Annotated in this window: 17 protein-coding genes and 1 riboswitch; of the genes, 10 read left to right on the top strand and 7 right to left on the bottom strand. The window is 75.4% G+C overall.

Translation table 11 applies throughout. The features are described 5' to 3' along the window. The first annotated feature begins 80 nt into the window (after positions 1-80). A complete protein-coding gene (locus tag CRP39_RS08310) occupies positions 81-806 on the top strand; it encodes an AmiS/UreI family transporter (RefSeq protein WP_097205919.1) in 726 nt (241 codons plus the stop codon). A 59-nt stretch (positions 807-865) separates the two neighbouring features. On the opposite strand, the gene CRP39_RS08305 is transcribed toward CRP39_RS08310, so the two are convergent. Next, a complete protein-coding gene (locus tag CRP39_RS08305) occupies positions 866-1,489 on the bottom strand; it encodes an FMN reductase (protein WP_097205918.1) in 624 nt (207 codons plus the stop codon). Then, positions 1,486-2,634, bottom strand: coding sequence for an LLM class flavin-dependent oxidoreductase (locus CRP39_RS08300; RefSeq protein WP_097205917.1), 1,149 nt, complete (start codon positions 2,632-2,634; stop codon positions 1,486-1,488). Before CRP39_RS08300 ends, CRP39_RS08305 begins: the two co-directional genes overlap by 4 nt. A gap of 196 nt (positions 2,635-2,830) precedes the next feature. Then, positions 2,831-2,978, top strand: a riboswitch (cyclic di-AMP (ydaO/yuaA leader). 231 nt (positions 2,979-3,209) lie between these two features. Between CRP39_RS08300 and CRP39_RS08295 the strand changes: the two genes are divergently transcribed. From CRP39_RS08295 to CRP39_RS08275, 5 genes are all read left to right on the top strand, one after another. After that, positions 3,210-4,067, top strand: coding sequence for an aggregation-promoting factor C-terminal-like domain-containing protein (locus CRP39_RS08295; protein ID WP_183358954.1), 858 nt, complete (start codon positions 3,210-3,212; stop codon positions 4,065-4,067). Between the two features lie 96 nt (positions 4,068-4,163). Continuing rightward, positions 4,164-4,859: a class I SAM-dependent methyltransferase gene (locus CRP39_RS08290; protein ID WP_245853686.1), complete on the top strand. Its 696-nt coding sequence runs from the start codon at positions 4,164-4,166 to the stop codon at positions 4,857-4,859. Then, a complete protein-coding gene (locus tag CRP39_RS08285; RefSeq protein WP_097205916.1) occupies positions 4,856-6,337 on the top strand; it encodes a flavin-containing monooxygenase in 1,482 nt (493 codons plus the stop codon). Before CRP39_RS08290 ends, CRP39_RS08285 begins: the two co-directional genes overlap by 4 nt. Then, positions 6,334-7,182 (top strand): SDR family NAD(P)-dependent oxidoreductase, encoded by an 849-nt coding sequence (locus tag CRP39_RS08280; protein WP_097205915.1) that lies wholly within the window; start codon positions 6,334-6,336, stop codon positions 7,180-7,182. The genes CRP39_RS08285 and CRP39_RS08280 overlap by 4 nt, the downstream gene beginning before the upstream one ends. Before the next feature lie 13 nt (positions 7,183-7,195). Next, entirely contained in the window at positions 7,196-7,924 is a 729-nt protein-coding gene (locus tag CRP39_RS08275) for a DUF72 domain-containing protein (RefSeq protein WP_097205914.1), read from the top strand. Between the two features lie 70 nt (positions 7,925-7,994). Here CRP39_RS08275 and CRP39_RS08270 read toward each other — a convergent pair whose 3' ends face one another. Then, on the bottom strand, positions 7,995-8,588 hold the full coding sequence (locus CRP39_RS08270) for a DUF2784 domain-containing protein (protein WP_097205913.1): 594 nt from the start codon (positions 8,586-8,588) through the stop codon (positions 7,995-7,997). 59 nt (positions 8,589-8,647) lie between these two features. On the opposite strand from CRP39_RS08270, the gene CRP39_RS08265 reads away from it, so the two are divergent. After that, positions 8,648-9,064 carry a hypothetical protein gene (locus CRP39_RS08265; RefSeq protein WP_097205912.1) on the top strand — a complete coding sequence of 139 codons (417 nt, stop codon included), beginning with the start codon at positions 8,648-8,650 and terminating at the stop codon, positions 9,062-9,064. Between the two features lie 11 nt (positions 9,065-9,075). Here the strand turns inward: CRP39_RS08265 and CRP39_RS08260 are convergent, their stop codons facing one another. Continuing rightward, positions 9,076-9,525, bottom strand: a complete 450-nt coding sequence (locus CRP39_RS08260; protein WP_221201375.1) for a VOC family protein — start codon at positions 9,523-9,525, stop codon at positions 9,076-9,078. Between CRP39_RS08260 and CRP39_RS08255 the strand changes: the two genes are divergently transcribed. From CRP39_RS08255 to CRP39_RS08245, 3 genes are read left to right on the top strand one after another with little or no spacing between them, the layout of a single operon-like run. Beyond that, the gene (locus CRP39_RS08255) at positions 9,524-9,733 is read left to right on the top strand and encodes a DUF4177 domain-containing protein (RefSeq protein WP_097205911.1); all 210 of its coding nucleotides are present in this window, start codon (positions 9,524-9,526) and stop codon (positions 9,731-9,733) included. The two genes, CRP39_RS08260 and CRP39_RS08255, sit on opposite strands and share 2 nt — an antisense overlap. A 14-nt stretch (positions 9,734-9,747) precedes the next feature. Then, complete coding sequence (locus CRP39_RS08250; RefSeq protein ID WP_216359661.1) at positions 9,748-10,572, top strand: pentapeptide repeat-containing protein; 825 nt, start codon at positions 9,748-9,750, stop codon at positions 10,570-10,572. Further along, positions 10,569-11,120, top strand: a complete 552-nt coding sequence (locus CRP39_RS08245) for a GXWXG domain-containing protein (protein WP_097205909.1) — start codon at positions 10,569-10,571, stop codon at positions 11,118-11,120. Before CRP39_RS08250 ends, CRP39_RS08245 begins: the two co-directional genes overlap by 4 nt. Before the next feature lie 6 nt (positions 11,121-11,126). Here CRP39_RS08245 and CRP39_RS08240 read toward each other — a convergent pair whose 3' ends face one another. From CRP39_RS08240 to CRP39_RS26135, 3 genes are all read right to left on the bottom strand, one after another. Continuing rightward, entirely contained in the window at positions 11,127-11,573 is a 447-nt protein-coding gene (locus tag CRP39_RS08240; RefSeq protein WP_097205908.1) for a hypothetical protein, read from the bottom strand. Between the two features lie 68 nt (positions 11,574-11,641). Continuing rightward, positions 11,642-12,598, bottom strand: a complete 957-nt coding sequence (locus CRP39_RS08235) for a sensor histidine kinase (RefSeq protein WP_172442346.1) — start codon at positions 12,596-12,598, stop codon at positions 11,642-11,644. Beyond that, positions 12,595-12,837 (bottom strand): hypothetical protein, encoded by a 243-nt coding sequence (locus tag CRP39_RS26135; protein ID WP_101811051.1) that lies wholly within the window; start codon positions 12,835-12,837, stop codon positions 12,595-12,597. The genes CRP39_RS08235 and CRP39_RS26135 overlap by 4 nt, the downstream gene beginning before the upstream one ends. Positions 12,838-12,878 lie beyond the last annotated feature (41 nt).

Genomic DNA, 12,878 nt, shown 5'->3' with positions numbered 1-12,878 from the left:
CCCGGGCCGGCGTGACAACCGCCGGCGCACCGCCACGGGGGACATCCGCACCGTCGCGGGACCGGAGGAGATGAACGCACATGGGAGCCGTGGGCCTGCTGTACGTGGGGGTCGTCCTGTTCGTCAACGGCCTGATGCTGCTGGGCCGGGTGGACGCCCGGGCCGCCGCACCGATCAACTTGTTCGTGGGCGCGCTGCAGGTCTTCACGCCCACCTACCTGATCGTCAGCTCCGGTGGTGACCCCGCCGCCATCCTGGGCGCATCGGGCATCTACCTGTTCGGCTTCACGTACCTGTACGTCGGGATCAACCTGCTCGCCGACCTGGACGGGACGGGACTGGGGTGGTTCTCCGCCTTCGTCGCTGTCTGTGCGGTGGTCTACGCCGGCCTGAACTTCTTCTACTTCGAGCCGCGGGACGCCGCCTTCGGTGTCATCTGGCTGTTCTGGGCCGTGCTCTGGGCGCTGTTCTGGCTGGTCCTCGGGCTCAAGCGGGAGGACCTCACGCGCTACACCGGCGCGATCGCAGTGGTCGCCGGCCTGGTCAGTGCCGCCCTCCCGGCCTTCCTGCTGCTGACGGGGGTCTGGGCCGACAACGTGGGCCTGTGGGCGATCGTCCTGGCCGTCGTCTTCGTGGCCAGCCTCGTGCTGCTGTACCCGCGGCTGCGGGCCCACCCCGAGCCGGCGGTGCCGCCGTCCGCGCCGGTCCCGCAGGGTGCTCCCGAGGGGCCCGAGGGCGTGCCGGTGGCCCGGAACTCGACCGACCGCAACGACGCCGGCACCCCGCGCCGGACGCCTCGGGCATAGGAGGCGTTCCCCACGTCGGGCCGCGCCGGACGTGGGGAAGGCCTCCTGTGCCTCGCCTCCTATGCCTTGCCGCGGAGGAGCTGGTCGAACGGCGTGACGTCGGCGAACGGGTCGGCCGGGCGGGCCGACGACGGCCGGCCGGCCACGATGTCGGCCAGCTCGCCGGCCGCGCGCTCGACGCGCGCGGCCAGCGCCCGGTCGACGCCGTCGGCGCCGCCCCAGTCCTCCGAGGCGGCGAAGACCCCGGTGGGGACGGCGACCGCGCGCAGGTAGGCGAACAGCGGGCGCAGGGCGTGCTCGATGACCAGCGAGTGCCGTGCGGTGCCCGCGGTGGCGCCGAGCAGCACCGGCCTGCCGGTCAGCGACTCCTTGTCCAGGACGTCGAAGAACGTCTTGAAGAGGCCGCTGTAGGAACCCGAGAACACCGGGGTCACCACGATGAGCCCGTCGGCGCCGGTGACGGTGTCGACGGCCGCCTGCAGGGAGGTGTTGGCGAACCCGGTGACGAGGTCGTCGGCCAGGTCGCGGGCGTGCGTGCGCAGCTCGACCACCTCCACGGTGGCGTCGTCGCCGCGGGCCCGGAGGGCGTCGACGGTGGCCACGCTGAGCCGGTCGGCGAGCAGCCGCGTGGACGACGGCGTGGACAGCCCCGCGCTGACGACGGCGAGGGTGCGCGTGGTCACCGGACCTCGACCTCCTCGCGGGCCTGCCCGGTGACGTCATCGGCGGGCGCGTGCACGGTGGCGTCCCTCGCCCCGCCGCGGGCGGCGACCCGCGACGCGTGGGTCGGGACCTCGGGCACGTGCGCGGGCTTGAGGGCGGCGAACTCCCGCCGCAGCACCGGCACGACCTCCTCCCCGAGGATGTCCAGCTGCTCCAGCACCGTCTTCAGCGGCAGGCCGGCGTGGTCGATGAGGAACAGCTGCCGCTGGTAGTCCCCGACGTACTCGCGGAAGCCGAGGGTGCGCTCGATGACCTGCTGCGGGGAGCCGACGGTCAGCGGCGTCTCGCGGCTGAAGTCCTCCAGCGACGGGCCGTGGCCGTAGACGGGGGCGTTGTCGAAGTAGGGGCGGAACTCACGGACGGCGTCCTGGCTGTTCCGGCGCATGAACACCTGCCCACCGAGGCCGACGATCGCCTGGTCGGCCGAGCCGTGACCGTGGTGTTCGTAGCGCTGGCGGTAGAACTCGACCATCCGCTGGGTGTGCTGCGGCGGCCAGAAGATGTGGTTGTGGAAGAAGCCGTCACCGTAGTACGCAGCCTGCTCGGCGATCTGCGGCGAGCGGATGGAGCCGTGCCACACGAAGGGGGCGACGCCGTCCAGGGGCCGCGGGGTCGAGGTGAAGCCCTGCAGCGGGGTGCGGTACTGGCCGGACCAGTTGACGACGTCGGAGTCCCACAGCCGGCGCAGCAGCGCGTAGTTCTCCACGGCCAGCGGGATGCCGTCGCGGATGTCCTTGCCGAACCACGGGTAGACCGGGCCGGTGTTGCCGCGGCCCATCATGAGGTCCACCCGGCCGCCGGCCAGGTGCTGCAGCATCGCGTAGTCCTCGGCGATCTTCACCGGGTCGTTGGTGGTGATCAGCGTCGTCGCCGTCGACAGCTGCAGCGTCCGCGTCCGCGCGGCGACGTAGGCCAGCGTGGTGGTGGGGGAGGACGAGAAGAACGGCGGGTTGTGGTGCTCGCCCAGCGCGAAGACGTCGAGCCCGACCTCCTCGGCCTTCTCCGCGATGGTGACGACCGCCTGGATCCGCTCCGCCTCGCTGGGCGTGCGGCCGGTCGTGGGGTCGGTCGTGATGTCGCTGACCGAGAAGATCCCGAACTGCATCTCGTGCTCCAAGTGGTTGAGAGCGCAACTACTGACCGGTGCAACACCGTCCCCGCCTGCGTATTCCGGATCCGGCCCGCCTCTGCCGCGACGAGGGTCACGTAAACCCTGAGGCGCCTGGGATTGTCACGGGACGGTAACGGCCCCTACGGTGGAGAGGTCCGGTCGGTCGTTCTTCCCCCACCCGGGGGAGCCTGGCCGGACGCCGCCGAGTCGTGTCCGCGCACCGCGGACGTGAGCCGGGGACCCACCGCAGTCCTGGGGTGAATCCTGCTCCCGAGCAGGTAGGGCACCTTCCCGCCCGAACCCGTCAGCTAACTCGGTAGGCGGCCATGGAAGGAACGGAGAGAGCATCCGCATGCCTCGCCCACGGGCCCTCCCGGCCCGCAGGGATCCCGTGCCACGCGCACCTCGCGCCTCTTCCTCGGCCCGCTGATCCCGCCTCGCCGTTGACCGGCCGCGCGCGTCCCTGACCGCCGCCGGCACGCCCCCGCAGACCCCGCCGCGTCCCGGGCTGCCCTCTGTCCTGAGGAGCCGGCCCGCGTGCGCCCTCGCGCCCCGGAGCACCCCACTCGATGAAGCACCGCACCACGCAGTTCCCCGCCGTCGACGACACGACCCCCGCCGACACCGTCCCCGCCGTCGACACCCCCCGCCGCCTCCGGCTGCCCGCCGCGGGCCGCCGTCCGGCGTTCTTCCTGGCCGCCGCCGCGGCCGGCGCGATCGTGGTCAACGTCGTCGTCGGCGGCCAGACCGGCGCCGAGGCCGAGACGGCCACCCAGAGCGCGTCGGTGAGCGTCGCCGAGCAGCTGGGCATCACCGCCGACGGCGCCACCGCGGCGACCTCGAACGCCGCCGACCTGGCCCCGCTGCAGGACCTCGCCGCCTCGCGCAGCGAGCGGGAGGCCGCCGCGGCCAGCGCCGCCCAGGCGCAGGCCGCGGCCGACCAGGCCGAGCTGGACCGCCAGGCCGCCGAGCGGGAGGCCGCCGAGCGCGCCGCCGCCGAGGCCGCCGCCGCCGAGCAGGCCGCACGGGAGGCCGCCGAGCGGGAGGCCGCCGAGCGCGCCGCCGCCGCGGCAGCTCCCGCGCCCGCCGCCCCGGCCGCCGCCCCGGCCGCCCAGAGCAGCGGCGGGTCCGCGGCCCCGCGCGGCTCCTTCAAGGAGTACGCGATGGCCAAGGTCGGCAGCGCCCAGCAGTTCAGCTGCCTGGAGAACCTGTGGGGCAAGGAGAGCGGCTGGAACCCCAACGCGCAGAACCCCACCAGCACCGCCTACGGCATCCCGCAGTTCCTGAACTCCACCTGGGCCGGCACGGGGATCGCCAAGACCTCCGACGGCTACCGCCAGATCGACGCCGGGCTGATCTACATCGAGAACCGCTACGGCAGCCCCTGCAGCGCCTGGGCGCACTCGCAGGCCAACAACTGGTACTGATCCGCACCCGGTGCTGAGCCGGGGACCCGTTCGAGGGGCCGTCCTGACCGGACGGCCCCTCGAGCCGTCTCCGGGCCCGTGTGCGACGGTCGGGCCGTGCCGTTCGTGACGGGGGAGGAGATCCGGGTGGACCCGCACGTCCTGGGAACCGGGAGCAGGGTGGTCCCGTCCGGCTTCGTCCGCGCGCACACCCGCGTCCGCCGGCCGTCGTCGGTCCCGGAGGTCCGGTTGCACGTGGCCGACGACGTCGTCGCCCTCTGGGAGGCGATGGAGACCGAGCCGGGCGGCGCGGGGGAGGCACCGCCGTTCTGGGCCGCGGCCTGGCCCGGGGGGCAGGCGCTGGCCCGCTTCGTGCTGGACCGGCCCGAGGTCGTCGCGGGGCGGGCGGTGCTCGACCTCGGCGCCGGCAGCGGCCTGGTGGCGCTCGCCGCCCGCCTGGCCGGCGCCCCGTGGGTGCTGGCCAGTGACGTCGACCCGTTCAGCCGCGCCGCGGTCGGTGTCAACGCCGGCCTCAACGGGATCGCCGGGGTGAGCGTGACCGGCGACGTCCTGGGCCGGGACCTCGCCGGTGTCGACGTCGTCCTGGCCGGCGACGTCTGCTATGACCGCGAGATGACCGAGCGCGTGCTGCCGTTCCTCGACCGCGCTCGCGCCCGCGGAGTGGAGGTGTACGTCGGCGACCCGGGGCGGCCCTACCTGCCGCACGACCGGCTGGCCGCTGCCGCGGTCTACGAGATCCCCGAGACCGAGGGCCCGGGCCTGCGGCGGACGACGGTCTGGCGGCTGCCGTGACCGAGCACGTGGACGTCCTCGTCGTCGGCGCCGGGCTCTCCGGCATCGGCGCCGCGTGCCACCTCCAGCGGGAGTGCCCCGACCTCAGCTACGCCGTCCTGGAGTCCCGCGAGGCCATCGGCGGGACCTGGGACCTGTTCCGCTACCCCGGCGTCCGCTCGGACTCGGACATGTTCACCCTCGGCTACTCGTTCAAGCCGTGGACGCAGGCACGGGCGATCGCCGACGGCGACTCGATCCGCCGCTACGTGCAGGAGACCGCGCGCGAGCACGGCGTGGACCGGCACATCCGGTTCGGCCACCGGGTGCTCGCCGCCGAGTGGTCCACCGGGCAGGCGCGCTGGACGGTCACCGCGCAGCGCACCGACACCGGCGAGACCGTGCGAATGACCTGCTCGTGGCTGTCGGTCTGCTCCGGCTACTACCGCTACGACCGGGGTCACCGCCCGCGGTTCCCCGGCGAGGAGCGCTTCCCCGGCCCGGTCGTCCATCCGCAGCACTGGCCCGACGGCCTCGAGTACGCCGGCAAGCGCGTCGTCGTCATCGGCAGCGGCGCCACGGCGGTGACCCTGGTGCCGACGATGGCGCGGACCGCCGCGCACGTGACCATGCTGCAGCGCACCCCCAGCTACGTGCTCGCGCTGCCGGGCCGGGACCAGCTGGCCGACGCCCTGCGCCGCCGGCTGCCCGCCGGGGCGGTCTACCCGGTGGTGCGGTGGAAGAACGTGCTGGTCTCCATGGCGTCCTACCAGTTCAGCCGGCGCCGCCCGGGGGCCATGAAGGCGGTCATCCAGCGGCTGGCCCGCAGGCAGCTGCCCGCCGGGTTCGACGTCGGGACGCACTTCGGACCGCCCTACGACCCCTGGGACCAGCGGCTGTGCCTGGTGCCCGACGGCGACCTGTTCACCGCGATCCGCGAGGGCCGGGCCGACGTCGTGACCGACCGGGTCGCGACCTTCACCGAGACCGGCATCGCGCTGGAGTCCGGCGCCGAGCTGCCCGCCGACGTCGTCGTCACCGCCACCGGGCTGGACCTGCTGCCGATCGGCGGCATGACGCTGACCGTGGACGGCGAGGCGGTCGAGCTGTCCGAGCGGGTGTCCTACAAGGGCATGATGATCTCCGGCGTGCCGAACTTCGCCATGACCATCGGCTACACGAACGCCTCCTGGACGCTCAAGGCCGACCTCGTTGCCCGCTACGTCTGCCGGCTGCTGCGGCACATGGCCGCGCACGGCCACGCCAGCTGCACCCCCGTCGCCCCGCCCGAGGGCGGCACCGAGCCGTTCATCGGCCTGAGCGCCGGCTACGTGCGGCGCAGCCTGTCCGCGCTGCCGAGGCAGGGTGCCCACGCGCCGTGGCGGCTGCACCAGAACTACGTCCGCGACGTGCTGCTGATGCGCCACGGCCCGGTGGACGACGAGGGCGTCCGTTTCGCCGCACGGCCGGCACCCGCCGCCGAGGAGGCCGTCGCATGAGGCTCGCGCCCTACGTCTTCGCCGGCGGCACGGCGGTCGTCACCGGCGCGGCCGGTGGCATCGGCGCCGCGCTCACGCACGGGCTGGCCCGGCGCGGCAGCTCGCTGGTCCTGCTCGACCGGGACGTCGCGGGCCTCGCGACCGTCGCGGGCGCCATCCGAGCCGCGCACCCCGAACTCGCCGTCACCACGTACGAGGTCGACCTCGCCGACGCCGCGGCCACCCTGCGGGCCGCCGACGTGCTGGCCACCGCGCACCCCGAGATCACCCTGCTGGTCAACAACGCCGGGGTGGCCCTGGCCGGGCGGTTCGACCAGGTCACCCTCGAGGAGTTCGACTTGCTCCTGGAGGTCAACCTCCGGGCCGTCGTCCGGCTGACGCACGCGCTGCTGCCGGCGCTGAAGGCGCACCCCGGCTCGCACCTCGTCACCGTCTCCAGCCTCTTCGGGCTGGTCGCGCCGGCCGGCCAGGCCGCGTACGCGACGAGCAAGTTCGCCGTCCGCGGGTTCACCGAGGCGCTCCGCCACGAGCTGGCCGACGACGGTGTGGGCGTCACGTGCGTGCACCCGGGCGGCATCCGCACCCGGATCGCCGCGGACGCCCGGGTGGGGTCCGGCGTCCCGGCCGCGGAGGGGGAGCAGGGCAAGCGCGACTTCGCCAAGCTGCTCACCATGGACCCCGCGAAGGCGGCGGAGACCATCCTCACCGCGGTGGAACGGCGTCGGCCCCGCCAGCTGGTCGGCTGGAGCGCCGTCGTCCCCGACCTGCTGGTCCGGCTCGCGCCGGGCTCGCACGGGCGGCTGCTGGCCGGCCTGACCGCGCTCGCGGGCCGCGGCCGCGGCTGACCGGGAGCGCACGGTGGCGGTGCACGTCGGGACGTCGGGGTGGAGCTACGACCACTGGGACGGCGTCCTCTACCCGCCGGGCACGCCGGTGCGGGACCGGCTGGCCCACTACGTGCGGCGCTTCGGGACCGTCGAGCTCAACGCCAGCTTCTACCGCTGGCCGCGGACGGCGACCTTCGCCGGCTGGCGCCGCCGCCTCCCGCCCGGCTTCCAGCTGTCGGTCAAGGCGCCGCGCGGCCTGACCCACGCCAAGCGGCTGTACGCCCCCGAGGTGTGGGTGGAGCGGCTGGTCAGCTGCTGGCACGAGCTGGGGGACCGGCGGGCGGTGCTGCTGGTCCAGCTGCACCCCGCGCACGAGCGGGACGACGAGCGGCTGCGGTACTTCCTCGGCCTGCTGCCGGACTGGATGCGGGTGGCCGTGGAGTTCCGCCACCCCAGCTGGCACGCCGACGAGGTGTTCGCCCTGCTGGAGCGGTACGGCGCGGCCTACTGCGTGATGAGCGGCGCGGGGCTGCCGTGCGTGCTGCGGGCGACCGCGTCGTTCGTGTACGTCCGGCTGCACGGCCCCGACACCGCGCACCTCTACGCCGGCTCCTACCCCGACGCCGACCTGCGCTGGTGGGCCGACCGGATCGGGGAGTGGGCCGGATCCGGACGGGACGTGTACGTCTACTTCAACAACGACGGCCACGGGTACGCCGTCCGCAACGCCGAGACGCTGCAGGCACTGGTCGACGGGTGATGTCCTGCGCGGCCCCCGGGAGGTGCCGCCGCTCCACGGCGCCGGCGTTCCCGCGGGAACGGCAGACGCCTCAGCGTGGCCGAGGACGTCGCCGCGGGAACACCGGAGCAGCGTGCGGGCCGGACGGGGCCGTGCAGCGATCAGGAGACGGCGGAGTGTCCTGGCCGACAGTGAGGGGAAGGGGAACGGACGCGGGCCGCCACGAGCACGACGACGGCAGCCGGGTCAGCCGGGGCCCGCCCGAGGCAGCCGGCGGGCTGCTCCGTGGCGACCCGTCCGGCTCGGGCCGTCGCCAGCCCGCGGAACCACGGCTGCGCACCGCCCGGGCGGTGAGCAGCCCGTACCCGACGGCGTTCGGCAGCAGCGCGACGGTGTAGATGCCGGCCTGCACACCCGGGCCGGCGACCTCCAGGCCGAGCGGCGTGAACGCGTAGTGGCCGAGGAAGCCGCCGGCATAGGGCCCGGCGCCGGCGCGCTCGCGCAGCGCCAGCTCCCACTCGGTGAGCGGGCACGGTGCGCCGGCCAGGTTGACCGCCAGGATCGCCGCGGCCACCGGTGCGTGCAGCAGCACCAGACGTGGCCACCGCAGGGCCAGCAGCGCGCCGGTCAGCATGAGGACCACGGCCAGCGCGTGCACAGCCGCGACGGCGTACGCCCAGGACACGCCTCCAGGCTGGCACGCCGGTGGCCCCGGCGGGAGGCCCCGGACGGGAGACTGGGCGCATGAGCGAGCGCGAGGAGAGCGGCCGCGACCCGGGCAACCGGGTGCCCCGGTCGATCGAGGACTTCGTCAACCAGCTGCGCGGGTTCACCGACCGCGCCCGGGGCATGGCCGCCGGCGCCGTCCCCTTCGGCCTGCCGAGGCTGCCCTCACCGCCGGGGGCGATGTCGGCGGCCCAGCTCCAGGCGATCGACAAGGCCGTGCGCGGGCAGCGGCAGCAGATCCAGGCGATGACGGCCCAGCTGGAGGCCTTCGACGAGCAGCTGGCCGTGTTCGAGCGGATCCTCGACCCGCTCGTGGAGTGGAGCTCCACCTGGGCCCGGCTGGAGGAGTCGGTGGCCGACCTCGTCCGCCGGCAGCCGGTCGAGGGCGACGACCCGGCAGGCGGCGACGGACCACCGGCGGGCCGGCCGGTCTGACCCCCCGTGGCTCAGCGCTGGTCGCGGCGCAGCGGGTGGTCGGGGGGCACCTCGACCAGCACGATCCGGACGCCGTCGGGGTCGGCCACCCAGCCCTCCACCAGCCCCCACGGCTCGGTCCGCGGCTCGTGCAGCACCCGCACGCCCGCGCTGCGCAGCCGCTCGAACTCCGTGGCGACGTCGCGCACCTGCAGCCACAGCGACAGGCCCCTCGGCGGCTCGTCGCTGCGGCCGGCCACCTCGAGCAGCCCGTTGCCGAGGAAGAAGACCAGCCCCGGGTCCTCGGCCGGTCCGAACTCCCGGTACACGGCCAGCTCCAGGACGTCGCGGTAGAAGGCCCGGGAGCGGGCGGGATCGGTCGGGCGCAGCAGAACCCTGCTGCTCAGCACGTCCACCCCGGCATCATCGGGGCAGACGGCGTCCCCGGACAGGGGCCGCCCCGCCGACAGGAGGAACCCCATGGCCCAGCGCTACGAGTACAAGGTGGTGGAGCTCCGGGAGGGGCTGCTCGGCGGGAAGATGTCGGGTGACAAGCTGGAGAAGGTGCTCAACGAGCACGCCCGCTCGGGATGGCAGCTCAAGGCCATCACGTCCGTGGAGGTCAAGGGCCGGATCGGCCCAGGCGGCGTCGAGGGCGTGCTGGTCACCCTGGAGCGCCTCACCGCCTGATCCCTGGAGGCCCCGTGCCCGACGCTGCTGACGCCCGGGCCGGGCTCCGGGCCGACTGCACCCGCTGCGCGGGGCTGTGCTGCGTGGCGCCGGCCTTCGCCGCGTCGGCCGACTTCGCGCTGGACAAGCCGGCCGGGCGGGCGTGCCTGCACCTGCAGGGCGACTCGCGCTGCGGGATCCACGCCGAGCTGCGCGAGCGCGGGTTCCCGGGCTGCACGGTCTTCGACTGCTTCGGCGCCGGCCAGCAGACGGTGCAGGTCACCTTCGGCGGGCGCGACTGGCGCGGCGACCCCGAGCGGGCGGCGTCGGTGTTCGCGGCCTTCGGCGTGCAACGGCAACTGCACGAGCTGCTCTGGTACCTCACCGAGGCGCTCGCCCTGCCCGCAGCCGGCCCGCTGCGGCGGGAGCTGACCGCGGCCCGCGACCGCACCGAGCGGCTCACCGGCGCGGCGCCGGAGCAGCTGGCCGGTGTCGACACCGCGGCCCTGCGTGCCGAGGCGGGTGCGCTGCTGACGTCGGTCAGCGAGCTGGCCCGGGCGGGGGTACGGGGCCGGCGGCGGGACCGGCGCAACGCCGACCTCATGGGGGCCGACCTGCGGCGCGCGGACCTGCGCGGCGTCAGCCTGCGCGGCGCGTACCTGATCGGCGCGGACCTGCGGGGCGTCGACCTGACGGCGGCGGACCTGCTGGGTGCCGACCTGCGGGCGGCGGACCTCCGCGGCGCGGACCTCGCCGGCACGCTGTTCCTCACCCGCCCGCAGGTGGCCGCGGCCCGTGGGGACGACGCCACGCGCCTCCCCCCGGGGCTGGAGCACCCGGAGCACTGGGGCCGGCGGTGAACGGGGAGGACGCCGCGCGCTGGCTGACGGCCCACCGCGGTGGCGCGGCGCCGGTGGACGTGCTGGCGTTCTTCGACCGGCTGCCCGCCGTCGGCCCGGACGCCATGGTCGGCCGGTGGCGCGGTGCGGAGCTCCGCACCGGCTCGCGGCTGGACGGCCTGCTGACCGCCCACGGCTGGTACGGCAAGGAGGTCCTCGACGCCGACACGGTGCACCCGCTGCTGTTCCCCGACCGGGCCGGCCGGCCGCGACCGGTGCAGCCCGCCCCCGCTCCGCTGAGCCTGCTCCGCCACGCCCCGGCGCTGGCCCGCGGCGCACCCGCCCGCGCCGCGTTCGCCGTCCTCCGCCCGCTGCTGCGGACCCGGCGCCCGGCGGCGCGGGTGCGCGTGCTGGCGTACCGGGGGGTGACGACCGCCGCGGTGGTCTACGACCGGCTGCCGGTCGTCGACGTCCTGCGCGCGGTCACCCCCGACGTGCTGCTCGGGCTCATGGACCTGCGGGACCTGCCGGAGCCGTTCTTCTTCGTGCTGGAGCGCGACGGCGGCTGACCCCGCTCAGGGCTCCAGGACGTCGTCGGCGGCGTCGCCCGGCCGGCCGCGGCGGCGCAGCATGCCGGTGACCGAGCCGAGCCGGGTGGTCGCCTGCCGCAACCCGGACACCAGGGGCAGCAGGTCCTCCGACACCCGCCGCAGCGTGTCCGGCACGGTGTCGATGGCGGGGTCGTCGAGGACCTTGCCCACGCGCTCCAGGCCGGGCTTCAGCGCCCGGACCGGTTCCTCGAGCTCCTCGACGAGCGTCTCCAGGCGCTCGGCGGTCCGCTGCGCCGACGCGATCGCGTCGGTGGCGACGCGGGTGGCCGCGATCAGCTCCCGGACGGCGGTGTTGAGGTCGGTCAGCGTCCGCGGCAGCTGGGCCAGCGCCTCGGTCTGGGCCTGCAACGTGCTGATCAGCTCGGAGAGGCCGGGGATGCGCGGCATGCCGAGGCCGCGGAAGGGGTCCACGCCGCAACGGTCGGTGACGTGGGCCGCCGCCGCAACCGTCGCGCGGCCAGCACGCGGCCAGGACGCGGTCAGTGCCAGGTGGTGACGCGGACCGTCGTCCCCGCGGGGGAGGAGCGGACCTGGACCAGGTCGCACAGCTGGTGGACCAGGCGGACGCCGTGGCCGCCCTCCCGCGGGGGGTCCGGCAGCCGGCGGCCGATCAGCGGGTCGGCCAGGTGCCCCGCGTCGGAGAACTCCACCACGGTGGCGCCGGGCTCGTTCCACATCGCCAGCACTCCGGTGCCCCCGCCGTGGCGGATGCTGTTGGTGGCCAGCTCCGACGCCGCCAGCGCCAGCGCCTCCACCTGCTCGGCGGTCAGCCCGCTGGTGCGGGCGTACTGCGCCACGGTCCGCCGCACCGCGGGCACGTCGGCGGGCCCGAACTCCCCGCGGAGCACCACCTCGCCGGGCGGCGGGAGCGAGGTGGCCAGCAGCTCGGCCGCCGTCGGGCCGCCGGGGCCACCGGTGGGGAGGACGCCGTCGGCGCCGGTGCGGTAGGGATGGGTGCCCAGCGCCCGCTCGCACACCTCCGCGGGGAGTCCGCCCTGGTCGTACGGGCACAGCAGCCGCCAGGCGGGGCCGTCGTCGAAGGCAGCGTTGAGCAGCAGCTCGTGCAGCTCGCACTCGACGAGCTCGGCGGGGGAGCGGCCCGGGTAGGCCGGCTCGCCCACCCCGCGCAGCGTCCGGCCGGCCCGGTGGTGCCGGTCGAGGGCCGCGGCCCACACGCTGATGATCCGGCCGGGGTTGCCGCCGATCGCGGTCATGTCGAGGAAGTCGACGGCGGCCGCGTCGTCGCCCAGCGCGGCGCGCAGCTGCTCCAGCCTTGGCGGGGGCTCGGCGACCACGACCGCCTCGTCGTGCGCCAGGCCCTCGCGGACGAAGGCGGCGACGACGGCGGCGAACTCGTCGTCCTCCCGGTAGGCGAACGTCTCGTGCGAGAACCCGGGTGCCGGGGCACCGGCGGCGCGGGCGAGGAGAGGGCTCACGACCGCGCCCGCAGTGAGACGGTCGGCACGCGGTCGTACCCCAGCGGCCGCCACGCCCGGGCGAACAGCGGGGAGACGCCGACGACCGCGACGTCCCGGCCGCCGTCGGCGTACACCCGGAACGGCGCCAGGACGTCGTGGGGGAGGGCGGCCGGCAGGGCCCCGGCGTCGTGGACCCAGCCGGAGTGGTCGGCCGGGGCAGCGGGGACGGCCTCGGTCACCTGCCCCTGGTTGCGCATGGGTCCACCGTAGGCCGCGGGCGGTTCCGGCCGACAGCACC

This window comes from Geodermatophilus sabuli (assembly GCF_900215145.1).
GTDB classification, from domain to species: domain Bacteria; phylum Actinomycetota; class Actinomycetes; order Mycobacteriales; family Geodermatophilaceae; genus Geodermatophilus; species Geodermatophilus sabuli.
The sequence above is the reverse complement of the archived record's forward strand: the minus strand, read 5'-3'. Positions and strand labels throughout refer to the sequence as shown.

What these genes read in the sequence shown, in the direction of transcription:
- CRP39_RS08265 (WP_097205912.1), top strand. Translation starts at nt 8,648, where the DNA reads ATGAGCGAGCGCGAGGAGAGCGGCCGCGACCCGGGCAACCGGGTGCCC.
- CRP39_RS08300 (WP_097205917.1), bottom strand. Translation starts at nt 2,634, where the DNA reads ATGCAGTTCGGGATCTTCTCGGTCAGCGACATCACGACCGACCCCACG.
- CRP39_RS08280 (WP_097205915.1), top strand. Translation starts at nt 6,334, where the DNA reads ATGAGGCTCGCGCCCTACGTCTTCGCCGGCGGCACGGCGGTCGTCACC.
- CRP39_RS08260 (WP_221201375.1), bottom strand. Translation starts at nt 9,525, where the DNA reads ATGGGGTTCCTCCTGTCGGCGGGGCGGCCCCTGTCCGGGGACGCCGTC.
- CRP39_RS08295 (WP_183358954.1), top strand. Translation starts at nt 3,210, where the DNA reads ATGAAGCACCGCACCACGCAGTTCCCCGCCGTCGACGACACGACCCCC.
- CRP39_RS08310 (WP_097205919.1), top strand. Translation starts at nt 81, where the DNA reads ATGGGAGCCGTGGGCCTGCTGTACGTGGGGGTCGTCCTGTTCGTCAAC.
- CRP39_RS08255 (WP_097205911.1), top strand. Translation starts at nt 9,524, where the DNA reads ATGGCCCAGCGCTACGAGTACAAGGTGGTGGAGCTCCGGGAGGGGCTG.
- CRP39_RS26135 (WP_101811051.1), bottom strand. Translation starts at nt 12,837, where the DNA reads ATGCGCAACCAGGGGCAGGTGACCGAGGCCGTCCCCGCTGCCCCGGCC.